Origin of the sequence: Bradyrhizobium betae (assembly GCF_050632175.1) — a bacterium.
Classification (GTDB): domain Bacteria; phylum Pseudomonadota; class Alphaproteobacteria; order Rhizobiales; family Xanthobacteraceae; genus Bradyrhizobium; species Bradyrhizobium betae_B.
The window spans coordinates 4,852,700-4,875,554 of record NZ_CP192576.1 but is presented as its reverse complement, the minus strand read 5'-3'; the positions used below and the strand labels follow the sequence as shown (position 1 = coordinate 4,875,554).

The 22,855-nt window shown below is 62.8% G+C and carries 17 protein-coding genes and 4 pseudogenes; 10 read left to right on the top strand and 11 right to left on the bottom strand.

All coding sequences use genetic code 11. The features are described from left to right. Window positions 1–2: 2 nt before the first annotated feature. Together ACQ86E_RS23510 and ACQ86E_RS23505 are read right to left on the bottom strand one after the other, a co-directional pair. On the bottom strand, window positions 3–1,091 hold the full coding sequence (locus tag ACQ86E_RS23510) for an ABC transporter permease (RefSeq protein ID WP_431202014.1): 1,089 nt from the start codon (window positions 1,089–1,091) through the stop codon (window positions 3–5). 79 nt (window positions 1,092–1,170) lie between these two features. Continuing rightward, on the bottom strand, window positions 1,171–2,625 hold the full coding sequence (locus ACQ86E_RS23505) for a CmpA/NrtA family ABC transporter substrate-binding protein (protein WP_431202013.1): 1,455 nt from the start codon (window positions 2,623–2,625) through the stop codon (window positions 1,171–1,173). A gap of 679 nt (window positions 2,626–3,304) precedes the next feature. On the opposite strand from ACQ86E_RS23505, the gene ACQ86E_RS23500 reads away from it, so the two are divergent. After that, window positions 3,305–4,144 (top strand): formate/nitrite transporter family protein, encoded by an 840-nt coding sequence (locus ACQ86E_RS23500; RefSeq protein ID WP_431202012.1) that lies wholly within the window; start codon window positions 3,305–3,307, stop codon window positions 4,142–4,144. A gap of 58 nt (window positions 4,145–4,202) precedes the next feature. After that, window positions 4,203–5,939 (top strand): protein kinase domain-containing protein, encoded by a 1,737-nt coding sequence (locus tag ACQ86E_RS23495; protein ID WP_431202011.1) that lies wholly within the window; start codon window positions 4,203–4,205, stop codon window positions 5,937–5,939. Between the two features lie 25 nt (window positions 5,940–5,964). On the opposite strand, the gene ACQ86E_RS23490 is transcribed toward ACQ86E_RS23495, so the two are convergent. Both ACQ86E_RS23490 and ACQ86E_RS23485 read right to left on the bottom strand, forming a co-directional pair. Beyond that, complete coding sequence (locus tag ACQ86E_RS23490; protein ID WP_431202010.1) at window positions 5,965–6,633, bottom strand: NAD(P)-dependent oxidoreductase; 669 nt, start codon at window positions 6,631–6,633, stop codon at window positions 5,965–5,967. 89 nt (window positions 6,634–6,722) lie between these two features. Further along, a complete protein-coding gene (locus ACQ86E_RS23485) occupies window positions 6,723–7,592 on the bottom strand; it encodes an SDR family oxidoreductase (RefSeq protein ID WP_431202009.1) in 870 nt (289 codons plus the stop codon). Between the two features lie 102 nt (window positions 7,593–7,694). Between ACQ86E_RS23485 and ACQ86E_RS23480 the strand changes: the two genes are divergently transcribed. Next, a complete protein-coding gene (locus ACQ86E_RS23480) occupies window positions 7,695–8,588 on the top strand; it encodes a LysR family transcriptional regulator (RefSeq protein ID WP_431202008.1) in 894 nt (297 codons plus the stop codon). A 24-nt stretch (window positions 8,589–8,612) separates the two neighbouring features. Here ACQ86E_RS23480 and ACQ86E_RS23475 read toward each other — a convergent pair whose 3' ends face one another. Continuing rightward, window positions 8,613–9,530 (bottom strand): intradiol ring-cleavage dioxygenase, encoded by a 918-nt coding sequence (locus tag ACQ86E_RS23475; protein ID WP_431202007.1) that lies wholly within the window; start codon window positions 9,528–9,530, stop codon window positions 8,613–8,615. 164 nt (window positions 9,531–9,694) lie between these two features. Here ACQ86E_RS23475 and ACQ86E_RS23470 point away from each other — a divergent pair, with 164 nt between their 5' ends. Together ACQ86E_RS23470 and ACQ86E_RS23465 are read left to right on the top strand one after the other, a co-directional pair. Continuing rightward, window positions 9,695–10,969, top strand: a complete 1,275-nt coding sequence (locus tag ACQ86E_RS23470; protein ID WP_431202006.1) for a serine hydrolase domain-containing protein — start codon at window positions 9,695–9,697, stop codon at window positions 10,967–10,969. Window positions 10,970–11,154: 185 nt separating this feature from the next. After that, on the top strand, window positions 11,155–12,612 hold the full coding sequence (locus tag ACQ86E_RS23465; RefSeq protein WP_431206542.1) for a sensor histidine kinase: 1,458 nt from the start codon (window positions 11,155–11,157) through the stop codon (window positions 12,610–12,612). 240 nt (window positions 12,613–12,852) lie between these two features. Here ACQ86E_RS23465 and ACQ86E_RS23460 read toward each other — a convergent pair whose 3' ends face one another. The 4 genes and pseudogenes from ACQ86E_RS23460 to ACQ86E_RS23445 all read right to left on the bottom strand — a co-directional run bounded on the left by ACQ86E_RS23460 (window position 12,853) and on the right by ACQ86E_RS23445 (window position 16,341). Next, a complete protein-coding gene (locus ACQ86E_RS23460) occupies window positions 12,853–14,433 on the bottom strand; it encodes a peroxidase family protein (RefSeq protein WP_431202005.1) in 1,581 nt (526 codons plus the stop codon). Window positions 14,434–14,627: 194 nt separating this feature from the next. After that, the gene (locus ACQ86E_RS23455; RefSeq protein WP_431202004.1) at window positions 14,628–14,981 is read right to left on the bottom strand and encodes a hypothetical protein; all 354 of its coding nucleotides are present in this window, start codon (window positions 14,979–14,981) and stop codon (window positions 14,628–14,630) included. Between the two features lie 75 nt (window positions 14,982–15,056). Further along, window positions 15,057–15,787: pseudogene (locus tag ACQ86E_RS23450) on the bottom strand (cytochrome c biogenesis CcdA family protein). Window positions 15,788–15,993: 206 nt separating this feature from the next. Further along, window positions 15,994–16,341 carry a hypothetical protein gene (locus ACQ86E_RS23445; protein ID WP_431202003.1) on the bottom strand — a complete coding sequence of 116 codons (348 nt, stop codon included), beginning with the start codon at window positions 16,339–16,341 and terminating at the stop codon, window positions 15,994–15,996. Between the two features lie 404 nt (window positions 16,342–16,745). Between ACQ86E_RS23445 and ACQ86E_RS23440 the strand changes: the two are divergent. The 5 genes and pseudogenes from ACQ86E_RS23440 to fusA form a co-directional block, all read left to right on the top strand. Further along, a pseudogene (locus ACQ86E_RS23440) lies at window positions 16,746–17,773 on the top strand (LysR family transcriptional regulator); the annotation flags it as partial. A 46-nt stretch (window positions 17,774–17,819) separates the two neighbouring features. Continuing rightward, the gene (locus ACQ86E_RS23435; protein ID WP_014497036.1) at window positions 17,820–18,191 is read left to right on the top strand and encodes a helix-turn-helix domain-containing protein; all 372 of its coding nucleotides are present in this window, start codon (window positions 17,820–17,822) and stop codon (window positions 18,189–18,191) included. Between the two features lie 269 nt (window positions 18,192–18,460). Beyond that, a complete protein-coding gene (locus ACQ86E_RS23430) occupies window positions 18,461–19,282 on the top strand; it encodes an enoyl-CoA hydratase (RefSeq protein ID WP_431202002.1) in 822 nt (273 codons plus the stop codon). Between the two features lie 59 nt (window positions 19,283–19,341). Beyond that, the gene (locus ACQ86E_RS23425; protein ID WP_431202001.1) at window positions 19,342–20,085 is read left to right on the top strand and encodes an acyl carrier protein; all 744 of its coding nucleotides are present in this window, start codon (window positions 19,342–19,344) and stop codon (window positions 20,083–20,085) included. A 247-nt stretch (window positions 20,086–20,332) separates the two neighbouring features. Further along, window positions 20,333–21,203: pseudogene (gene fusA / locus ACQ86E_RS23420) on the top strand (elongation factor G); the annotation flags it as partial. A 161-nt stretch (window positions 21,204–21,364) separates the two neighbouring features. On the opposite strand, the pseudogene ACQ86E_RS23415 reads toward fusA, so the two are convergent. Together ACQ86E_RS23415 and ACQ86E_RS23410 are read right to left on the bottom strand one after the other, a co-directional pair. Further along, a pseudogene (locus tag ACQ86E_RS23415) lies at window positions 21,365–21,547 on the bottom strand (ASCH domain-containing protein); the annotation flags it as partial. 85 nt (window positions 21,548–21,632) lie between these two features. After that, window positions 21,633–22,751 (bottom strand): isocitrate/isopropylmalate dehydrogenase family protein, encoded by a 1,119-nt coding sequence (locus ACQ86E_RS23410; RefSeq protein WP_431202000.1) that lies wholly within the window; start codon window positions 22,749–22,751, stop codon window positions 21,633–21,635. Window positions 22,752–22,855: the final 104 nt, after the last annotated feature.

The following is a 22,855-nucleotide window of genomic DNA, read 5'->3' as shown; positions in this document are numbered from 1 at the left end:
CCTCAACGCTGGCTGGAGAAGGTGAAGGCTGACTGCAGCGCATACATCACGCGATCGAGCAGGAAGCCGATGATACCGATGGTCAGCACGGCCACGATGATCCTGGCCAGCGACTGAGACGAGCCGTTCTGAAACTCATCCCAGACGAATTTTCCGAGGCCCGGATTCTGCGCCAGCATCTCGGCTGCGATCAGCACCATCCAGCCGACACCGAGGGACAGCCGCAGTCCAGTGAAGATCAGCGGCAGCGAACTCGGCAGAACCAGTTTGGTGATGGTGCGCCATGTCGGCAGTTGCAGCACGCGTCCGACATTGAGCAGGTCCTTGTCGATCGAGGCCACACCCAGCGCCGTATTTATCAGCGTCGGCCACAGCGAGCACAGCGTCACCGTAATGGCGGAGATGACCAGCGACTTCGGCAGCAATTCCGACGGATTCACATAGAGCGCAGACACCACCATGGTCACGATCGGCAACCACGCCAGCGGCGACACCGGCTTGAATATCTGGATCAGCGGATTGAGAGCACCGTTCATGGTCCGGGAGAGGCCACAGAGGATACCGAGCGGCACAGCAGCGAGTGTCGCCACGAAGAAGCCGAGCGCGACCGTCATGAGACTGGTCAGGATCTGGTCGAAATATGTCGGCTTGCCGGCATAGCCGCGATGCCGGACATCCTCGGGATGACCGTCGGCTGTCACCTTGGCGTTGCGCGCGTCCTGCCGCTCATAGAAGGCAGCCTGCTTGGCCCGTTCGGCGACATGGTCTGCGTACAGGTTTCCGGCCTGGGTCCAGACTTCGGCCGGACCGGGGATGGCGCCGAGCGACGTCTTGACCCGCGGCGCGGCCCAGGCCCACGCCAGCAGGAAAACGCCGATGCCGATCAGCGGCACCAGCAATCCCTGGCGTAGCTCCTTCAGCTGCGGCTTGACGCTGTCGCCGGCTGCGATGCGGGCCAGCGGCGCAAGCCAGCCCAGTCCAAGGATGTTGAGATAGATCGCCGCTCCGTTGATGCGCGCGAACACACGCTCCCGGAGGGCACGCTTGCGGTCTTCCGCGCTGAGGTCGATGTAGTCGGTAACCACTGCCATAACCTTGTTCCTTGGCGTTCATCGCCCCGCTTCGAGGAAGGAGGCCGGGCCAGCCTCACGGCGGCCCGGCGCGTGCGCGTCAGCCGTCGACGACCTTGGCCCCGTCGATCTTCTGCTTGCCTTTCAGGCCGATCTTCAGGCTGTCGATGTAGGCGTTGGGTTTGCGGCCGTCGTACGTGATGCCGTCGATGAATTCGGACGTCGGCGCGCGGTAGCCGTCGGTCTCCCAGGGGAAGTCTTCCTTCTTCGCCTTGCCGTCGGCTATCAAGAGCTTGGCTGCGGAGAGATAGATGTCCGGACGGTACACGCTCTTGGCGGTTGCTTCGTACCAAGCGTCGTCCCTGGCCTCCCCGATCTGCCCCCAGCGGCGCATCTGCGTCAGATACCAGACGGCGTCGGAATAGTAGGGATAGGTCGCGAAGTAGCGGAAGAAGACGTTAAAGTCGGGAATGGAGCGCTTGTCGCCCTTCTCGTACTCGAAAGTGCCGGTCATCGAGTTGGCGATGACCGCCTTGTCGGCGCCGACATATTCGGGTTTCGACAATAGATCAACCGCCTTGGCGCGGTTGGCGTTGGCGTTCTCGTCCAGCCACATCGCAGCGCGGATCAGCGCCTTGGTCAGCGCGAGCACCGTGTTCGGATTCTTCTCCGCGAAAGCTGCGGTGACGCCGAACACCTTCTCCGGATTGTTCTTCCAGATTTCGTAGTCCGTGATCACGGGCACGCCGATGCCCTTGAACACGGCGGCCTGGTTCCAAGGCTCGCCGACGCAGTAGCCGTTGATGGTGCCCGCTTCGAGCGTCGACGGCATCTGCGGCGGCGGCGTCACCGACAGCAGCGCTTCGGCGGCAACCGTCCCACTCACGTCGCCGGACGAATAATAGCCGGGGTTGATGCCTCCCGACGCGAGCCAGTAGCGCAGCTCGTAATTGTGGGTCGAGACCGGGAAGACCATGCCCATCTTGAAGGACTTGCCGTCGGCCTTCAGCTTCTCGATCGCCGGACGCAAAGTATCGGCCTTGATCGGATGCACGAGCTTGCCACTCGCATCCTTCGGGATGTTCGGCTTCATCATCGCGAAGATCTCGTTCGAGACCGTGATGGCGTTGCCGTTCAAGTCCATCGAAAACGGCGTGATGATATGCGCCTTGGTGCCGAAGCCGATCGTCGCTGCGAGCGGCTGGCCGGCAAGCATGTGCGCGCCATCGAGCTCACCGCTGATGACTCGGTCCAGCAGAACCTTCCAGTTGGCCTGCGCCTCCAGCGTGACGAACAGACCTTCGTCCTCGAAGTACCCGTTCTCCTTGGCGACTGCGAGCGGCGCCATGTCGGTGAGCTTGATGAAGCCGAACTTCAACTCTTCCTTCTCGGGCTTGAGTGCGGCGGCGCGGAGGTGCCCGGGAGCGAGCGCCAGCGCCGCAGCGGCGGTGCCTGCAGCGAGGAACGTGCGGCGATCGAAGCGCATAAGCGCATTTGCACTGACGCCGTCGGAGTGCCGGCCGTTGCGCGAGGACTGATCAGTTGGTTTCGTCATTGGATGTGATGATCCTTTGTGACCGGAGCATCCATCCGCGCATGCCGACCACACCACGCGCATGGCGGCGTGTCTCCGGGGAGGTCCCCGGATGGCGGAAGGCACAATTCGGATGGAGGTCTGCGAGGGACGGCGTCGATGGCGTCAGCCCTTCTCAAACAAGAACCGTGCCAGAACGTCGATTTCCATAATGCGCCGCAAAAACATGGCATTAGGCCAAAGCGGCATTTTGCGGTGAAGCCGAGACCGCTGCCAAATTTGGCGAGCCGCCCAGTCCTTGTGCGTCGCACAACAATTAGGCAGAGCCACTTCCGTTATGCCGAATACCTCATCTGTGAGGATCCGCAAGCGCGCCAGATGCGGCTCCGATCATGCCGCAAGATGCTCGCGAGGCCTTCCTGAACGTCTGGCACATGGATTGCTTCCAGATTTATCACTCAGTCAACGACGACTGCGGTCCGCCGCCATGTTGAGGCTTCCAAAGGCCGAAACTCGGGGAGAGCCTGACAGCTTTGCTGAGCCCATCGGGCGCAGTCGTCGTTATGCAATCCCACGCGAGATTTCGAAATCCTTTGATCCGCAGGTCCCGGTTCGCCCGGCACGTGCGGAGGCAGTGTCCTGACAACGGCTACCGTCCGAAACAAACGCGCTGTCTTTCACACGAGCAAAAGGAAACGTGATGTCGTATCTCGCACCTTCGGAATTCGTCACCAAGATGGTGGACGCGGGTGAATCAAAGATTTTCATGTCCACCAGGGATACGATCATCCGCGCATACATGGCGGGAGCCATCCTCGCGCTCGCAGCCTGGTTCGCCATCACCATCAACGTGAATACCGGCCAGCCGCTCATCGGCGCATTGCTGTTCCCGGTCGGATTCTCCATGCTCTATTTGTTGGGGTTCGACCTCTTGACGGGCGTGTTCGTGCTGGCGCCGCTGGCTCTGATCGACAAGCGCCCGGGCGTGACCATCGGCGGCGTGTTGCGCAACTGGGGCCTCGTCTTCATCGGCAATTTCGCGGGCGCTCTTACAGTGGCGTTCATGATGGCCTTCGTCACGACTTTCGGCTTCACGCAGGCGCCGGACAAGGTGGGCGCAGCCATCGGCAATATCGGCGAAGGCCGCACGTTGGGCTACGCCGCGCATGGAGCGGCCGGCATGGCGACACTGTTCTTTCGCGGCATGCTTTGCAACTGGATGGTCTCGACCGGTGTCGTCGGCGCCATGATCTCGACCTCGGTGCCCGGCAAGGTCATCGCGATGTGGATGCCGATCCTGGTGTTCTTCTACATGGTGTTCGAGCATTCCGTCGTGAACATGTTCCTGTTCCCGTCGGGACTGATGCTGCATGCCAAGTTCTCGATCATGGACTACTTCATCTGGAACGAGATCCCGACCGTGCTGGGCAACCTCGTGGGCGGCCTCGCCTTCACCGGCATGACCCTCTACACGACGCATGTGCTGACGAAGCCGAAGCGCCAGGTGGCCAAGGCTGCCCCGACCCGCGTCGCAGCCTGATCGAATCCGTCTCGACAGGGGAGCCTCGCCCGATCAGGGTGAGGCTCCCCTCCTGGTGATGACCATGACTCGCGGACTCCAGATCTCGGTCGGCCAGCATTCCGACAAGGGTCGCAAGCCAATCAACCAGGATTTTCACGGCGTCCTGATTCCGGAGGAGCCTCAGCTCAGCCTGAAGGGGATCGCGGCCGTTCTGGCCGACGGTATCTCGAGCAGCACGGTAAGCCAGATCGCCAGCGAGTCGGCGGTAAAGAGCTTCCTGATGGACTATTACTGCACGTCGGAATCCTGGACGGTGAAGACCTCCGCCCGCCGCGTGCTGGATGCGACCAATTCCTGGCTCTACGCCCAAACGCGGAAGAGCCAGTATGCCTATGACCGCGACAAGGGCTATGTCTGCACGCTCAGCGCCATGGTCATCAAGGCGACCACCGCGCACATCTTCCACGTTGGCGACTGCCGCATTTACCGCGTCGCCGGCAAGGCGCTCGAGCAGCTGACCGACGATCACCGGATCATCGTGTCGTCCGAGCAGACCTATCTCGGGCGCGCGCTCGGCATCAATCCGCAGCTCGAGATCGACTACCAGACCGTCGAGATCGAAGCCGGCGACACCTTCCTGCTCGCCACCGACGGCGCCTACGAATTCGTCGACCATCGCTTCATCACCAGCACCATCAACGAACATGCCGCCGAGCTCGACGGCGCGGCGAAGGCGATCGTCGAAGAGGCCTACCGGCGCGGCAGCGACGACAACATCACGGTGCAGATCCTACGCATCGAAACGGTGCCGCAGCGCGAGCCGGCCGGCATCGTCAATCAGACCGCCGAATTGCCGCTGCCTCCGCTGCCGGAGCCGCGCGCGATCCTCGACGGCTACAGGATCGTCAGGGAGATCCACGCCAGCAGCCGCAGCCACATCTATCTCGCCGTCGATGTGGAGACCGACGCGCCGGTCGTGCTCAAGCTGCCGTCGATCGATCTGCGCGACAACGCCGCCTATCTCAAGCGGTTCCTGATGGAGGAATGGATCGCGCGCCGGATCGACAGCCCGCACGTGCTCAAACCGCTGTCACAGTCGCGGCGGCGCGGCTACCTCTACGTCGCGACCGAATTCATCGAAGGACAGACGCTGCGGCAGTGGATGACGGACAATCCCCGGCCCAACCTCGAAACCGTCCGTGGACTGATCGAGCAGATCGCCGCGGGCCTGCGCGCCTTCCACCGCATGGAGATGCTGCATCAGGATCTGCGGCCCGACAACATCATGATCGACAAGACCGGCACCGCGAAGATCATCGACTTCGGGTCGGTCAGGGTGGCCGGCGTCACCGAGGCCGCGCCACAGGACGAGTCCGGCGACATCCTGGGGACGGTCCAATACACGGCGCCGGAGTATTTTCTCGGGCAAGGCGGCTCGCCGCGCTCCGACATGTTTTCGCTGGCGGTGATTTGCTACCAGATGCTCACGGGCAAGCTTCCCTATGGCGCCCAGGTCGCGAAGATCCGGCGCAAGGCAGACGTGCGGAGGCTGCAGTACCGCCCGGCCGACGACGACCGCAACGTGCCCGCCTGGGTCGATGGCGCGCTCCGGCGCGCGCTGCATCCAGACCCCACCAAGCGGCATGAGGATCTCTCCGAATTCGTCTTCGAGCTTCGCTCGCCCAATCCGGCCTATCTCGACACGCGGATCACGCCGCTCTTGGAGCGCAGCCCGCTAATGTTCTGGAAGCTGACCTCGGCGGCGCTCGCCTGCATCGTTGTCGTGCTGCTGGCGCTGCTGCACGCGCGGTAGGACGTGAGATCATGTGGTGCAGGCGTCACCACGTGATCAATGGCGACCGATGCAGCCAGGCATCGTCACGCACTTGATCCAGAACGAACCGCGCCACGTCGTCGCGCGAGATGCTGCCGCCATGAAAGCCGGAGAGCTCCGTCAGTGCCCGGATTGTGCCGCGCCCTGGTTTGTTGCTGAGGACGGAGGGGCGGACCAGAACCCAGTCGAGCCCGCTGTTCCTGACGATCGTCTCCTGCTGGTCCTTGTCGGCGTACACCTTGCGCAGCAGAAGCGGGAAGATCAGCTTGTCGAACAGGAAGCCGCCGTGCCCGGCGCTGTCACCGGCGCCCATTCCTGTGATGCAAACCAGGCGAGAGACCTGCTCGGCCTTCATCGCGCTCACGAGCGAGCGTGTGGCGGTCGACAGCAGCGTCACCTCGTGGAACGGGCTCGCCGCTGTGCCGAGCGCACTGACGACGGCATCCCGGCCCCTAAGCGCTTCACGTAGCGCGGTCGCGTCGCGCGCATCTCCGGTGATGAGCTTCGCTCCCTCGAGATCGCGCGCCTTGCCTGTGGAGCGCACCAGCGCTGTAACGTCATAGCCGCGCGCCAGGGCCTGGCTGACGATGAGGCGGCCGGTGGCGCCGGTCGCGCCAAGAACCAGTATTTTCGGTTGGACGGCCTGGAAATCATGGCCTTCAGAATTCTGCATGGAGCACCGGGGAAAGCGGGACGCCTCGCAAGATGGCGTCCCTTGATTGATGTGGGTTGACGGAGTTGCTTTGAGCATGGCCGCTGCCGTCAGGCTGCGGCCGTGATCTCGGCGACGAAGTCGCGATAGGAGCGCAGGGGACGGCCGAGGAGATCGGTAAGGCGCTTGACGTCGCCTGACTCGGGAATCATGCCCTCCGTGAGAAAGCGCTCGCTCATCACGCGCATGTCGAAGGCCATCCAGCCGGGCATGAACTGCCTGAGGTTCTTCTCGAAACCTGCGGTGTCATCGCCGGGATAGGCAATTGTGCGCCCAAGCACCTCCGACCAGATCGCGGCGGCCATTGCGCCGGTCAGCGTATCGGGACCAACGAGGTTGATTCGGTCGAGCGGAAGCGGCGTAGCGGACGTCTCGCGGCGGATCAGCTCGATGGCTCCGATCTCGCCGATGTCACGTGCATCGATCATCGCGAGCCCCTTGCTGCCGATCGGCATGGGATAGACGCCGAATCCGGTCACCACGTCCTTGATCGTGAGCTCGTTGTTCATGAAGTACGCCGGGCGCAGGATGGTGGCCTTGAAGCCCATCTGCTCGATCATGCGCTCGACACCGTACTTGCCCGCGAAGTGCGGCACATTCACATAGAGATCGCTGTGGATCACCGACAGATAGACGAACCGCTCGATGCCGGCCTCGCGAGCAAGGTTGAGCACCGTCAGTGCCTGGGTGAATTCATCCGGCACCACGGCATTGAGCAGGAACACCGTTGAAACGCCGGAAAGCGCGTTGCGCAACGAGTCGACATCGAGCAGGTCACCCTGGACGACGGCAACGCCCGCAGGAAAGCTGGCCTTCGCCGGATCGCGGACGAGCGCGCGCACATCGGCGCCACGCCTGACGAGCTGTTCGACGACTTGGCGGCCGACTGTGCCGGTTGCGCCGGTAACGAGGATGGTCATGGGGATCACTCCGGGTTGGATCTAACGACACCCCGAAATTAGTGATCCACATGCGAGCCGATAGACGCTATATTTGGACATACCGTCTCACTGGTGGAACAGATGGATTTGCTTGCCCTCGCCGACTTCAATCTGGTCGCCCGCCACGGAGGGTTCGGGAAGGCCGCGCGCGCCGCGGGACGACCGAAAGCGACCTTGTCCCGGCGGGTTGCCGAACTGGAGAGTGGCCTCAACCTGCGCCTCTTCGAGCGCGGCGGGCGCACGCTCAAGCTCACCCAGGAAGGGCGGGCGCTCTACGAGCGGACAGGGGCGCTGCTCACCGAGCTCGACGAAACAGCCGCGGCGATTGCCTCGGGCGGCGACAAGCCGCGAGGCAGGTTGCGGATCAGCGCGCCTCTGCTGTTCTCGCAAACGGCGATGGGCAGGCTCGCAGCCGGCTTTGCGCTCAGACATCCGCAAGTCCGGCTCGAGGTCACCACGGAAGATCGGCCCGTCGACATGATCGAGGAAGGATTTGACCTCGTGATCCGGGTCAATCCAAATCCGGATGAAAGCCTCGTCGGACGCATCTTTCTGCGCGACCGAATGGTCGTCGTGGCCAGCCCTGATCTGAAACGGCCGAAGGGCCAATTCACCGTTCCGGCTATCGTGCGCGGAACGGCCGACGAGGCTGTGGCGTGGGACGTCAGGCGACCAGGCGGCACATCGCGTATCGCCGTCGATCCCGTGCTTCGCCTGTCATCGCTGGTGATGGTTCGCGACGCAGCACGAGCCGGCGTCGGCGCCGCACGTCTTCCCGTGTCGCTCGTCAGTCACGATCTGGCCGCCGGCAGGCTGGTGCGTTGGGGCGATGTCGCCGGACCCGACATTGCCCTGTGGACGCTCTATCCATCGCGGCGACTGCTGAGCGCGCGCGTGTCCGCCTTCCTCGATTATCTGAAGGAAGCCTTTCCGAAGGGCACGCCTGACGAGCTGGCGGCCTATATCGAAGGATGAACGTACGTTCGGAGACGGCGGCCCTCACGCCGGCTCCGACGCCTTCGTCCCGAGCGGTTTCGGCGCCATGCCGCCACCGGGCTTGAGGTGGAATTCGTAGGTCATCAGGTGCCACGGACCGTTCGCCTTGGTGCCGTCTGGCATCGCCGCATCGTTGCGCGGCTCGACCTTGGCGATGAGGTCGTCCTTGACGCCGAACACGACGTCGGAATCCAGATATTTGTCGCCGTCCATGAAGACGTGGGTGATCAGCGGCTCGTAGCCCTTGGCATTGACCAGGAAGTGCACATGCGCGGGGCGCATCGGATGCCGTTTGGTCTGCACGATCATCTCGCCGACCGGGCCATCGGTCGGAATCGGATAGCTGCACGGCAGAATGGTGCGGAAGAAGAAGCGGCCGTCGCTGTCGGTGATGAAACGCGCCCGCGCCGAGGCGCCGACCTCGTCGTAATTCGGCTTCTGGGAATCGTAGAAGCCGTCATCGTCGGCATGCCAGACGTCGACCGGGACACCGGCGAGGGGCTTGCCCTTGAGGTCGGTGACGCGGCTCTGCACGAACATCCGATCGCCGGTCTGGTTGTTCGGCGAGATATCGGTGCCGTGAGCCGTGACCTTATGCTCGCCGACATAGAACGGGCCGAGCACCGTGGTCTGGGTGGCTCCCTCACGCTCGCGATGGTTGACCGCGTCGACCAGCATGGAGACACCGAGCACGTCCGACAGCAGGATGAATTCCTGGCGGGTATCCGTGCATTTGTGGCCGGTGCGGGTCAGGAAATCGATGGCGTATTCCCATTCCTCGAAGGTGAGACCGGTCTTGCTCACGTAATCGTGCAGCGACTTCACCAATTCCTGGAGCAGGAACTTGGCCCGCGGGTCCGGCGTGTTGTCGAAGCTCTGGACGACGGCTTTGGTGAGTTCGGTCTCGTTGAACTGGGTCATATGCGTTTGCCCTCGCGTTTTTCTCGTTGGCCCGGATGGGCTCCCTGGAGGCGTTCCAGGCTGGAGCCTACACCAGTCGGCGGGGCCGCGTTAAGCGCAACCGGCTTGGAATGCGGCCGCCATTTCGGTATCAACTTTCCGGCAAAACGCCCCGGAGGAAACCGATGCTCGCCCCTACCCCCGCCTCGCCCGAATCCGTGGGCATGTCCAAGGCCGCGCTCGAGCGCGTTGATGCGCATCTGAAGAACCGGTACATCGATGCCGGCCGTTTTCCGGGCACGCATCTGCTGGTCTACCGTCGCGGCAAGATCGCCCACAGCTCGGTGCAGGGCTTTGCGGACATCGAACGCAAGGCGCCGGTCAAGGACGACACCATCTACCGCATCTATTCCATGACCAAGCCGCTCACCAGCGTTGCCTTCATGATGCTGGTCGAGCAAGGCCTCGTTGCGATCGACGAGCCCGTCGCCAAGTACATTCCGGAATGGAAGGATCTCGGCGTGTTCGTCGCCGGCACCGCGCCGGCCTTTCTGACCCGGCCGCCGACCCGGCCGATGCTGATCGTCGACCTGCTCCGCCACACCTCCGGGCTGACTTACGGCTTCCAGCAGCGCTCCAACGTCGATGCGGCCTATCGCGCCGAGAAGATCGGCGAGGTCGAGAAGTCAGGCACGCTCCAGACAATGATCGAGAGTCTCGCGAAGATCCCGCTGGAGTTCTCGCCGGGCGAGGCCTGGAACTACTCGGTGTCGACCGACGTGCTCGGATATCTCGTCGGCAAGATTTCGGGCATGCCGTTCGAGCAGTTCTTGAAGCAGCGGATACTCGATCCGCTCGGCATGACCGACACCGATTTCCACGTGCCGGCTTCTAAGGCGCATCGTTTCGCGGCCTGCTATTCCGCGGACCCCGGCGGCGGATTGACCTTCCACGCCGGCCAGCGCCGCGAGGGCCTGACGCTGCAGGACGACCCGACCAAGAGCTCGTTCCTCGTCCCGCCCTCGCTCATCTCCGGCGGCGGCGGGCTGTGCTCGACCATGGCCGACTATCTCACCTTCTGCCGCGCGCTGCTCAATGGCGGCGAGCTCGGCGGCGTCAGGCTGCTTGGCCCGAAGACGCTGGCGCTGATGACGAGCAACCACATTCCGGGCGGACGCGCGCTCCCCGAAGTGTCGCGCTCGATGTTCGCGGAAGCCGCCTATAACGGTATCGGCTTCGGTCTCGGCTTCGCCGTGACCATGCGCCCGGCTGAGACGCTGGTCGCAGGCAGCTCCGGCGAATACAATTGGGGCGGCGCGGCCACGACCTCGTTCTGGATCGATCCGGCCGAGGAACTCGTCACCATCTTCATGACGCAGGTGCTGCCGTCGAACGCCTACCCGATCCGGCGTGAGCTGCGCAGCATGGTCTACGCCGCCATCACCGAGAGCAATGTGTAAGCGCTGATGCACCGCACCTCGCGTGCCGGCACGGAACCGGCACGCAGCATCCCAAAAGCGCAGTGGCGCAATCGGCGCGCTGCTTTATGCTTCACAGCGCCGGCGGCGCCGCGCCGGAACAGGGGCATTCGCGTTTGTCAAAACTAACCCTGCCGGTCCGGCTCGCACTCTTGGTCGCGGGGACGATGCTGCCGCTGATCGTCTTCGCGGTCGGCCTCGCTTTTGCCAACTACCGACAGGATCGGGCCGATGCGACGCGCCGGGTGCTGGAAACTGTCCGCAGCATGCGCCTCGTCCTCGATGCCGAAGTGCAGCGGATGACGGGCGGTTTGCAGGTGCTTGCGCTCAGCGAGTCCTTGCGCCGTAGCGATTTCGACAGCTTCCGGCGCTCCGCGGCCGGCTTCATCAACCAATATGGCGAGGACAGCATTCTGCTGCTCGCCGACAGGTCCGGGCGTCAGCTCTTTTCGACAGTAACGACCGACACGGCCAGCCTGCCGCCGCGCAACAATCGCGAGATCGTCGAGCGGGTCTTTGCGACCAAGACGCCGCAATATTCCGATCTGTTCACCGGGTCGACCAAGAAACGCCCGATCGTGACGGTCGAGGTCCCCGTGTTGCGCGACGGCGAGGTCGTCTACACGCTTTCCTTCAGCCCTCCGCTCGACATCTTCCAACGTCTGGTCGATCGGCAACGGCCCGACGAGCAATGGACAGTTTCCCTGCTGGACAGCAAAGCGATCGTGTTCGCGCGCGCCCCCAATCCGGACGTCACCTTCGGGAAGCAGGCGTCTCCCTCACTGTACAGCGCGATGTTCCGAGCGCCCGAAGCCGCCCTGCCCACCGTGTCGCTCGAAGGCGTTGCCTTGAGCTCGGCCTATGCAAAGTCAACCGTGACCGGCTGGACCGTCGCAGCCGGTGTCGCCGAGAGCTCACTGATCGCACCGCTCTGGCGGAACATTGCGATCACCAGCCTGATCGGCGGCGTGCTGCTGCTGGTCGGCCTGACCTTTGCGGTCAGGATGGCCACCACGATCGCGCGCGGCGAGATGCTGCACACCCTGCTGATCGACGAGCTCAATCATCGCGTCAAGAACACGCTGGCCCTGATGCAGGCGATCGCGGTGCAGACCTTCCGCAGCTCGAGCCGCGACGAGCGCGCCAAGTTCGAGGGACGGCTCGGCGCGCTCGCCGAGGCGCACAATCTGCTCAGCCAGGAGAAATGGCAGGGCTCCGAGCTGAAGGACGTGATCGAGCGGGCGCTCCGGCCATTCCTGATCCCGGGCCCCGATCGCATCCGCATGACCGGCCCTGCGGTGCCGCTGTCGCCGCGGCTCGCTGTCGTGCTGTCGATGATCGTGCACGAGATCGCCACCAACGCTGCGAAATATGGCGCGCTCTCCAACGAGACCGGCCGGGTCACGCTTGAATGGGATGTCATCGCGGATACGCCAAAACCGCGGCTGCGGCTGATCTGGACCGAGACCGGCGGCCCGCCAGTGACGGCTCCGGTACAACGCGGCTTCGGTTCGCGCCTGATCGAGCGCAGCGCGCGCGACCAGCTCGGCGGCGAGGCGACGGTGGATTTTCTGCCGCGCGGCGTGGTCTGCACGGTCATCTGCGCGCTGGACGAGGCCCGGTGAACGAAGGACATCGGCGAGGAAGATCACCAGGGTTCGTACCCGCATCCGGGCGGCCTGGCTTCACGACAGGTCCCTTTCACGACAGGTCCCTGCCGCCGGACGCATGCGACTGGACGCTGAATCGACGCCGAACCGGCGCGCGTATTCGTGGCGTCGGCGAGCGCGCGCGCCGCTTCAATATTTCGCAATCACCGGGACGCTGCAGCCAAACACGGGCTGGGCCACTTCGCGGGCCCAGCCTCATTTGTGCAGCCGGCAGATCGTCAGGCAACTAGACCGTCGAGATGCCGTCGATCGGGCTGATGTCTCCGACAAAGCGCAGCAGGTCGGCCATCGTGAACTCACCCGGCACTTGCGAAGGCAGCGTTGGCTTCCAGCGCTTCCCCTTGAGCCAGAGGTACGACTGGTGATCGCCATGGACGAGACCGACGAAGACCTCGGCAAGAAGCGTCGCCCCCACCGGTCCGAGCTTTTCACCGCCCCCCGTTGCTCCGCCTCCTTGAGGATGTAGTACCAGAGCGGGGTGTGCTCGTGCAGACCATGCTTCTTCGCCACGGCGCCGTCGGTCCCCTTCGATATCTCGGCTGGCGTCAGCGGATTCTTGATCTTCATGGCCTTCGCAACGTCCTGCCCGGACGGCAACCCCAATAGTACGCCGCGCTTGAGATTGCGGAACGGCAGGCTGCTGCCGTCACCAGGCAGAGTGTGGAGCTGCGGCACGACAAACGGGTCGAGCTTGCGCGACGGGTTGAACGCGACTCCCGGCGGATTGGACGGCAGTATCTCATGGAAGCGGCGCCAGTCGATGATCCAGTTGCTTGAAAGCACCGGAAGCGGGAGCGGCGGCTGGATCGGATTAGGCGCGAGATCTCCGATGATGCCTCCCGAAAGCCCGGTAAACTGGAACAGCAGGTCGAGCGTCCCAGGAACGACGCCGCCCGGCGTGAAGATCCTGTTGTGGCTGTAGACCTCGCGAACCATGCTGTGGCCGAGACGATAGACCGCGGCGGAGAACTCGACCGGCATGTAGGGAATCTTCTTGAAGCGGTAGAAGCGCCGTCCCTGTTCGAGGATCTTCGCCACCAGTCCTTTTTCGGTGATCCTCTCCACGAAATCGTGCAGAACCATCCATTGGTAATGCCACGTCACGATCCGGCGTGCTTCCTCGAAGATCTCGCCCGGCGGCTTGCCCGACGCCGCGAGCTGGTCGCAAACCCTGTTGTGAAACTTGAGCATCGCAAGGTGGGTTTGCGCGACGAGCAGGTTCTCGTCGTTGCGATGATCTCCGATCAGGGCAAACCCCTCGGGACTGCGCGGAAGATCATTGCGGTGATCTCCCGTGACGTTGCCGAGCGGAACGTTGACCGTCTTGCCGATCAGCAGCTTGGGGCCCGGGGTCTTGCCGTTGTCGCCCGCGGAATTGCGCGCGTACAAGTGGCGGCTTCCGTCCGGACCCAGACCATAGATGCTGTCCAGATCGAGCGCCGGCGTGCGAAAGTTCTGCACGGCCATCGGATCGGCTTCCTTGTCGCCGAAGGACGTCAGATCCAGAGTGATGTCATGATCGACGAATTGTCCGAGATAAGTGAACCCGGCGGGCACTTTGGTATTGTTTCCCGCCGCGTCGCCCGGAGCGGGATCCTTCATTGCATTGGCGAGATCATGAAGCGGACCGTCGTCGACGGCCAGCGGTTCGAGTGTCGGAAACATCCGACCGAACATGCCGGGATCGTCATGTCCGGAAAGCGTATCGAGAAATTGTCGCGTCGGATGACGGCCGGCTTTGCCATGACCGGGCTGAACGTTTACGTCGGTTCCCATCGCTTGCTCCTGCGCAAAATGCTGTAAGGGAGAGGGGCGCCGGGTTGGTCGATTGGTGCAAATACTCGCTTCAGTATAGGTTTTTGAAAATTGCCCCTCTGGGTGCAGTAGGATGAAATATTACCTCAGATTGCATCCGAAGTGTGTCTGAACGGGCGAGGCGTTTTGCCCCACCCGGCCTGTGCGATAGATCACTAGCGCTTCGCGGCGAACCGCGCCCAGATCTCGGCGTCCGTGTAGAAGTCGATGCCGCCGTCCAGATCTCTCACCAGCCACTCGCCGAGATAGACAATCTGCGTGCCGCTGCGCCGTTCGTGCCGAAGCTCGAACTTTCCCTCGGCATCCCTCTGAAGCGAGCAGGTTGACTGGACCCAACTCGGCCACTCCTGCAACGGTTGCCCCACGAATTGCCAGGCAACCAGAGCCGCGTTGTTCGACAAGGGTTCTAGGAACAGTGTCTTCGTCACGAGATCTCCACCACGCGGTTGTGCTGCTGCAACGTTCCGGGATCGGAAAAGTTTGATGCTGCGGTTCTGCAGTTCGAGCATGAACGGAGAACCTCAACGGTTCCTTTCGGGTTCCATCCGTGAAAACCCGGTTTTGGCCGTCGCGATCGTTCCGCACTACCCGATCGTCTGCAGTGCCGGGAACGTCTCCAGCAGCCAGATACTCACATTAGAGACTGCGCCGGTGAGGAAGCCGATGCCGGTGATCACCATCAACACGCCCATGGCGCGCTCGACATTGACGAGATGGCCCTTCATGCGCGCGAACAGGCTCGAGAACTGCTCGATCATCAGCGCCGCGATCAGGAAGGGAATGCCGAGGCCGGCCGAATAGACCGCGAGCAACCCCGCGCCTTTCGTCACCGTCGCTTCGGCTGCGGCGATCGAGAGGATCGCGGCGAGGATCGGGCCGATGCACGGAGTCCAGCCGAAGGCAAAGGCGAGCCCCATGAGATAGGCGCCCCAGAGGCCCACGGGTTTGGGAATCGGCAGCCGTCCCTCGCGCATCAGCAGGCCGATACGCGTCAGTCCAAGAAAATGCAGGCCCATGATAATGATGACGATGCCGGCAAGGATCGACAGCTCTGCCGACCAGGCGCGGATCAATCCGCCGACCAGTGAGGCGCTGGCGCCGAGTGCCACGAACACCGTTGAAAAGCCGAGCACGAACAAGAGCGCCGACATCATGATGGCGCGCTTGGAGGCCGAGGCCGGCTCGTCGCTCTCGACATGCTCGATCGTCGCGCCCGTCAGATAGATCAGATAGGGCGGAACGAGAGGCAGGACGCAGGGGAGAGGAAGCTGACGAGGCCGGCAATCAGAGCCGCCGGGATCGAAACATTTTGCATGATGAAGTCGGAGCCATCTCAGGCTCTTTGGACGCGCACGGGGAGAGTGCGCACACCGGAGCCGAACCGGCTCTGGTGTAGCCGATGCCGGAAAATGCGCAACAGAGGCGCACAAAACCAGGGCTCCTCCCGATGCCGCCTGCGATCACAGATGCGGCATCGGGACGCGCACAAATCTCGCCAAAAAGCGAGATTTGGCGGCGTGGCTACTTCACCACGCGGAGCAGCGGACGCCGGGGCTGGTCCTGCGTCTGCTTGGAAGGGGACTGCGGTTCGCTGACAGCGCTCCGCAGCATTTCGTCGCACAATGCCTTGAGATCGGCACCGTCAATTCCTTTGAGCTTCATCCGCACGTCGAGAATGACGACGGACAGCAATTCGGCCGACTCACGGCTGTTGATCTCGTTGAGGACCTTGCGGCATTCCTCAAGCGTTTCCAGCACCGACTGCAACTGTTCGTCTGAATGCGACACCGGCGTTCTTTCCGTTAGCTCGGCCTGCGAGATATAGTCGTGGCGATCCCCTCGGCCCCCATGGAGCAGTGAGGATAGCATGAGGCGTCTGCGCCTCCGAACATGATTTCGAAGTGTGTCTGCGGACTTCCAGCTGACATAGCCCCGCCGCGCGGTTGGCGATCATCATGAGTGTCAGGGGAACAACGCCTGGAGAGATGCGATTGATCCATCGCGCAAATCCGAAGCGCGCGCATCAGAGGTACTCGGGCGCGGACGCCCGTCATCGACGACGCCGACAATCCCGTAGCCATTTCAAGGCTCGCAACGGAACTCACGCGACACCCCTCACCCGGACGATAGCTTGCCCGATTCCCAGCCGCTGGCAGCACCCAGATACCGCCAACGAGGTAGTAAGGATGGCGTTCAAAACTCGCCGATCCCCAACCCGTCGTGGTTGTGGTTTGCCCCAGATTCTGCCAGTTTAGCGACCCGAAGGGACTTGTATGCACTCCTTGGCGGAAAGGGGCGTTCCACTGGAGGAACGCCCAAAGATAAATATCAGCGGCCTCTCTGATTGGGATGCGGCTCGCATCTTCTTGGAAGTCGTTCGATGCGGCAGTTTCCGCTCGGCGGCCGAGCGCCTGTCTCTATCGATCAACGCCGTCCGCCGCCGGATCGACGATTTCGAGCGCCAGACCGGCACCACCCTGTTCACCCGCGACGTCCATGGCACCCATCTGACCGATGAGGGGCCCTGGTGGTGTCAGCCGTGGAACGCATGGAGGCCGCGGCCTTCGACGTCCTGCGCGCCAGCGATTCGACGGCCAATGCCCTGTCCGGCGAGGTCCGCGTCGCCGTGACCGAGGGACTTGGTACGTTCTGGCTTGCCCCGCGGCTGGTCGAATTCCAGCAAGCCTATCCGAAAATCCTGGTCGACCTGCATTGCGCGATGCGCTCGGCCGACGTCTCCCGCCACGAGGCCGACGTCGCCATCCACCTGTCGCGGCCTTCGGCGCTCGACGTCAAGCTGGTGCGGCTCGGCCGCATGCATCTGATGTTCTGGGCCTCCAGGGGTTACGTCGAGAAACATGGCGCGCCGCGCTCCGCGGCGGAGTTGATCAAGCACCGCCTGGTGCTGCAATTCGCCGACCAGATCGCCGCCAAGGAAACCTTCGAGAGCTTCTTCCCGGGCGTCCCGGAACGTGACCTTCTGGTCATGAAGACCAACGTCTCAAGCGCCAACTACTGGGCTGTCGCGAATGGAGCCGGCATCGGCGTATTCCCGAGCTATGCCATTGCGCTTGGCGGGAAGTTGATTCCACTGGAGGTCGAGCTGAACCGACCGCTTGATATCTGGTTGTCCTACCATCCTGGTAGCGGCCGGATTCCGCGCGTGCGGCACATGATTGACTGGCTGATCGATGCTTTCAATCCGGCGCGCTTCCCGTGGTTTAAGGAAGAATTCGTGCACCCGCACGAATTCAAGGACTCGTATATGGGCGAACCCCTGACCCAGCTCTTCGGGGGTTTTCAACCGAAGAACGATGAGAAAAAGTATGAAGACAGCGGCGAAAAGAATGAAGCAGCGCAGTGCCGGCAAGCCGGACATTGAGCTTGGCAAGCGGATCCGTCTGCGGCGCGTCGAGATGAAGATCTCGCAGGCTGAGCTCGGCGAAAAGCTCGGCGTCAGCTTCCAGCAGGTCCAGAAATACGAGAAGGGCGTCAATCGCGTCGGCGCAGCTCGGCTTCAGCAGATCGCCACCGCCCTCGATGTGCCCGTGACCTTCTTCTATGACGGCGACAACAAGGCGCGCGAAGTCGAGAGCCTGCTGTTCCTCGACTCTGCGTTCAGCCTCCGCCTGCTGCGCGCCTACAGCAAGATCAAGGATCAGACGGTGCAGCGTCAGCTCGTCTCGCTGATGGAATCGATCGCGGCGAACGAAGCCTGATCGATCGACGGTCTGGCCTTCATGGCCGATCTTCAATCCGCCGCGTCAAGGGACGCGGCCGGATTGGACCAGTTGAGCCTGCGCGCCGCGCGCGCAGCCTCTGCTTCAGAGGGGCGGCCTGGCGGCCCTTTTCTTTGCCGCCCTTTTCTTGCCGATGTCCGGCCCATGCAATCGCGGCACGGGCGAATGCAGAGCTCATCGCTTGCCACGGTTGACCCCGCACGCGACCTGACAGCACATTGCGCTCGCCAACGACCAGCGAGCGCGCAATGTCAGACATTTCCAGCACGGCCGAAACACCCTACGCCCAAGGCAAGATCCTCAAGCATGTGGCCAGCGGCGTCGGTGTGATCACCTTCAACAATCCCGACAAGCGCAATGCGATGTCGCTGGAAATGTGGGAGGGATTTGGCGAGGCGCTGACGGCCTTACGCGATGACGATTCAGTGCGCGTCGTGATCCTGCGCGGCGCCGGCGGCAAGGCGTTCGTCTCGGGCGCCGACATCAGCCAGTTCGAGAAGACCCGCCACAACGCGGCGGCCTCCGAAGAATATGCCAAGCGCAGCGCCGCCCAGCGCGCGCTGCTCGCCGACTACCCGAAGCCGACGATTGCCTGCATCCAGGGCTTTTGTCTCGGCGGCGGCATGCAGGTCGCGATGCTCACCGACATCCGCATCGCTTCCCACGACAGCCAGTTCGGTATTCCCGCGGCCAGGCTCGGCATTGCCTATGGCTATGAGGGCCTGAAGCATCTGGTGTCGCTGGTCGGCCCATCCTGGGCGCGGCTCTTGATGTACACGGGCATGCGCATCGATGCGACGGAAGCGCTGCGCATCGGCCTTGTCGAGCGCCTGATCCCGGACGATCAGCTCTGGGGCGAGACCATGGCGATTGCCGAGACGATCTCGCAAAACGCCCCGCTCGCGATCAAGGCCGCCAAGATCACCATCGCAGAGGTGCTGAAGGACGAAAGCGCACGCGACATGGGCGCGATCAAGGCGATCGGCACGGCTTGCATGGACTCGGCTGATTTCCGCGAGGGCCGGCAAGCCTTCATGGAAAAGCGCAAGCCGCAGTTTCAGGGGAAGTAGCCTCTGGCATCAGGTCGCGGCAGTGCTACAATCAGGGTTACCCGTCAGTTGGCCAGATCATGAAAGACACACTGAACTTCGTCGGCGACGGCGATGATGTAGACGTCATCTTCGACGTCGAACGAACCTTTGGGATCAAACTGACCGACGCCGAAGCAGAGCAGACACGAACTGTCGGCCAGCTTTACGACCTGATCGAATTGAAGCGTTCGAACGCTGAAAGCAGGACAGAGGCATGCCTTTCTCAAATGGCATTTTACCGCCTGCGTCGGGCACTCAAGACCATGGGAATTGAGGGCGAGATCACACCTCAGACGCCCATTTCAGTTCTTGAGCAAATCGAGCCTCCTTCGAGGGCTGCTAAATGGCGACGGCTCGCGCAATGCTCAGGCCTTGATCTTCCGGGCCTGGAGACTTCTTACCTGATGTCAGGGAGATGGCCGAGACCTTCCCGTTGGGCGGTTGCAGTTGTATTGGGGCTGCTCGGGTGCCTGTGGCCCGCATTTGGAATCACGCTGGACTATCGGCTCGTGCTGCTTTTGGCGACTGCGCTCTACTTCGGATTTGTTCACGTGTGGTGGCTGATGTTCCGGACCGTTCCGCGTCGTATTCTCACGACAGGCGAGTTGGCCCGAGAAGCCGCAGGCGTCAGCTTTGTGAAACTGACTGCCGAGAACACGACATGCGCGCCGTCTGACCGGTGGTTTGCGCTGACAGCGATCTTGCGGCGGCATACTGGACACGAGACCGGGATCACGCGTCAGACAACGTTCTTTGCCGAGCACGCGAGGCCTGCGGCATAGGAGTCTGCGATAGGACCGATCGAGCGCAGCAATTAGTCAAATGACCGACTTGCCAGTTGAATCCTTCATTATCAGTCGCCTTCAAGAAGGCGGCTGGCGCGTCATTCAGCGCCGGGCTGACCTCACCGATCTGCCGATTGCCGACTTTGTTTCGTGCCGCGATGCTGAGGAATGGGTGAACTGGAAGTCCGGTATTCCCAGAACCAATCTGCATGTCGCAGCGAATGACATGTCCTCGCAGCCGAGGCTGGTCGAGATCGCAATCGAGCCGCAGTCGAAAGTCGATGCCGAGAAACTCGGTGGAGCGCTGGCAAAGCTCGCGGCGGAAGACCCTGCTTTCGACAGATCGATCGATCACGAGTCCGGACAGATCATCGTGAAGGGTGTGAGCGAATTTCATCTCGACACCAAGCTCGATCTCCTCAGACACACCTACAACATCGATCTCAGGGTCGGGGCGCCCCAGGTGGCGTTCCGTGAGCGCATCGCTTGGCCAGCCGAGGTAGAATATATCTACAAGAAACAGTCGGGCACTTCAGGCCAGTTCGCGGCGGTCAGGCTGCGCGTTGCGCCGAACGGGCCCGATGAGGAGCTCCGTGTTCGAGTCGAAGATCGCCAACGGCGCGATGCCAGCACAGTATATCTCCGGCGTCGCAAAGGGCATCGAGAGCGTGCTCCCCTCGGGAGTGGTCGCCGGCTTCCCGGTGGTCGACATCAAGGTCGAGCTGATCGATGGCAAGTATCACGACATCGATTCTTCGCCGCTGGCCTTCGAGATCGCCGCGCGTGCGGGATTCCGCGAAGCACTCCAGAAGGCGGGGCCGATGTTGCTCGAGCCGATCATGAAGGTGGAGGTGGTCACTCCGGAGAACTGTACCGGCTCCATCGTGGGAGACGTAAATTCGCGACGCGGGCAGATCCAGGGTCAGGACACGCGCGGCAAATTCAACATCGTCCAAGCCATGGTGCCGCTCGTGAACATGTTCGGTTACGAGAATGACCTGCGCTCGATGAGCCAAGGGCGCGCAACCTTCACGATGCAGTTCGATCACTATGCCCCAGCCCCCTCGCCCGAGAATGATCCACCATTCCGGCCTGCGATCGGGATGCGTGCTTGAACGAGCCGCGCGGAGGTCCCGCGAGCGGTCAATCGCCGAGCACCTCGATCAAACGAAAGCGTTCGCACATCAGCATCATGTCTTCGCCGAAGCGTCCGAGGTCGGCCGAAATAGGTGCGATGCGCATTGCGCCAATAGGCGAGGCTTCGATCGCCCTCACCCTCATCATAGGCAAAGGCGGCGTCGACTTCGTCGTAACGCCGGTACGAAATCTCGACGGTTTCGATGACGCAGCGTGGTTCTCCACGTCCGTCGAGCACGACCCAGCGCTCGCCGGGCGTCGACGTGTTGGGTTCGTCTTCCGTGCTGCACGTCGCGGTCTTGACGCCCTTGACGACGAGCATCCGAGCAATTCATCGGCAAGCGCGGGACTGTCGCCGAAGGCGAAGGTCCGGAGGTGTCGATAGTGTTCGGGGACAGGCTTGGTCATCAACGTCCAGCTCCTTCGACATCGACCGCCTGCGGCACCTGCAGCGCCGCCAGCACCGCCTTCGTGATATCCGCCGTGCCGTTGCTGCCGCCGAATTCCATCGGCTTGATACCGCCCGCGTAGATATGGTCCACCGCCCGCTCGATTTGCTCGCCGGCCTCGGCCGCACTCTCGACGCCATGCTTGTCGGCGAGCCAGTCCAGCATCATCGCAGCCGACAGGATCATGCCGGTGGGATTGGCCTTGCCTTGGCCCATGATATCGGGGGCGGTGCCGTGGCAGGGCTGGAACACGGCGTATTTGTCGCCGATGTCGGCCGACGGCGCCATGCCGAGACCGCCGATCAGGCTCGCGGTGATATCGGAGACGATGTCGCCGAACATGTTCTCCATCACCATCACGTCGAAATCCCAGGGCCGCTTGACCAGCATCGCCGAGCAGGCATCGACATAGAGCCGGTCGGTCTTCACGTCGGGATGCTTCTTCTCGATCTCGTCGAAGATGCCGCGGAAGAACGCAAAGGCCTTGAATACGTTCGCCTTGTCGACGCAGGTCAGCATCCCCGGCTTGCCGCGCGCCTTGCGCCGCTCGGCGAGGCGAAACGAGAACTCGAACAGGCGCTCGGAGGTCTTGCGCGTGATCACCAGCGTCTCGCGTGCGTCCTCATGCGTGACGACGCCCTTGCCCATCGAGGCGAACAGGCCTTCAGTGGACTCACGGATCACGACGAGATCGATGCCGCGCTGGTCCGCGCCGACGATCGGGCTCGGCACGCCCGGAATCAGCCGCGCCGGCCGCACGCCGGCATAGAGATCGAAAATGAAGCGCAGCTCGATCTGCGGCGCGATCTCGGTGTTGTCGGGGTAGCGCACCGACGGCAGGCCGCAGGCGCCGAGCAGGATCGCATCCGCCTCCTCGCACAGCTTGATGGTGCTGTCAGGCATCGACTTGCCGGTCGCGAGGTAATTGTTGGCGCCGGCCGGCGCCTCGGTGAAGCGGAAGCGCAAGTCCGACTTCGCCTCGATCTTGCGCAGCACTTCGATCGCCGGCGCCATGACCTCGGGGCCGATGCCGTCGCCACCGAGCACGGCAATGTGGAAGGCGTTGTTTGCGGACATTGAGGTTTCCTGCGCGTAGGACGAAGAGGCTCGTCATTGCGAGGAGCGAAGCGACGAAGTGATCCAGACTGTTTCCGCGGGGGACGTCTGGATAGCTTCGCTTC

Excerpts from the sequence above, each read along its gene's own strand:
- ACQ86E_RS23435 (WP_014497036.1), top strand. The coding sequence starts at position 17,820 with ATGAAGCAGCGCAGTGCCGGCAAGCCGGACATTGAGCTTGGCAAGCGG.
- ACQ86E_RS23490 (WP_431202010.1), bottom strand. The coding sequence starts at position 6,633 with ATGCAGAATTCTGAAGGCCATGATTTCCAGGCCGTCCAACCGAAAATA.
- ACQ86E_RS23445 (WP_431202003.1), bottom strand. The coding sequence starts at position 16,341 with ATGCTATCCTCACTGCTCCATGGGGGCCGAGGGGATCGCCACGACTAT.
- ACQ86E_RS23460 (WP_431202005.1), bottom strand. The coding sequence starts at position 14,433 with ATGGGAACCGACGTAAACGTTCAGCCCGGTCATGGCAAAGCCGGCCGT.
- ACQ86E_RS23505 (WP_431202013.1), bottom strand. The coding sequence starts at position 2,625 with ATGACGAAACCAACTGATCAGTCCTCGCGCAACGGCCGGCACTCCGAC.
- ACQ86E_RS23510 (WP_431202014.1), bottom strand. The coding sequence starts at position 1,091 with ATGGCAGTGGTTACCGACTACATCGACCTCAGCGCGGAAGACCGCAAG.
- ACQ86E_RS23475 (WP_431202007.1), bottom strand. The coding sequence starts at position 9,530 with ATGACCCAGTTCAACGAGACCGAACTCACCAAAGCCGTCGTCCAGAGC.
- ACQ86E_RS23430 (WP_431202002.1), top strand. The coding sequence starts at position 18,461 with ATGTCAGACATTTCCAGCACGGCCGAAACACCCTACGCCCAAGGCAAG.
- ACQ86E_RS23480 (WP_431202008.1), top strand. The coding sequence starts at position 7,695 with ATGGATTTGCTTGCCCTCGCCGACTTCAATCTGGTCGCCCGCCACGGA.
- ACQ86E_RS23425 (WP_431202001.1), top strand. The coding sequence starts at position 19,342 with ATGAAAGACACACTGAACTTCGTCGGCGACGGCGATGATGTAGACGTC.
- ACQ86E_RS23470 (WP_431202006.1), top strand. The coding sequence starts at position 9,695 with ATGCTCGCCCCTACCCCCGCCTCGCCCGAATCCGTGGGCATGTCCAAG.
- ACQ86E_RS23500 (WP_431202012.1), top strand. The coding sequence starts at position 3,305 with ATGTCGTATCTCGCACCTTCGGAATTCGTCACCAAGATGGTGGACGCG.
- ACQ86E_RS23465 (WP_431206542.1), top strand. The coding sequence starts at position 11,155 with ATGCTGCCGCTGATCGTCTTCGCGGTCGGCCTCGCTTTTGCCAACTAC.
- ACQ86E_RS23455 (WP_431202004.1), bottom strand. The coding sequence starts at position 14,981 with ATGCTCGAACTGCAGAACCGCAGCATCAAACTTTTCCGATCCCGGAAC.
- ACQ86E_RS23495 (WP_431202011.1), top strand. The coding sequence starts at position 4,203 with ATGACCATGACTCGCGGACTCCAGATCTCGGTCGGCCAGCATTCCGAC.
- ACQ86E_RS23410 (WP_431202000.1), bottom strand. The coding sequence starts at position 22,751 with ATGTCCGCAAACAACGCCTTCCACATTGCCGTGCTCGGTGGCGACGGC.
- ACQ86E_RS23485 (WP_431202009.1), bottom strand. The coding sequence starts at position 7,592 with ATGACCATCCTCGTTACCGGCGCAACCGGCACAGTCGGCCGCCAAGTC.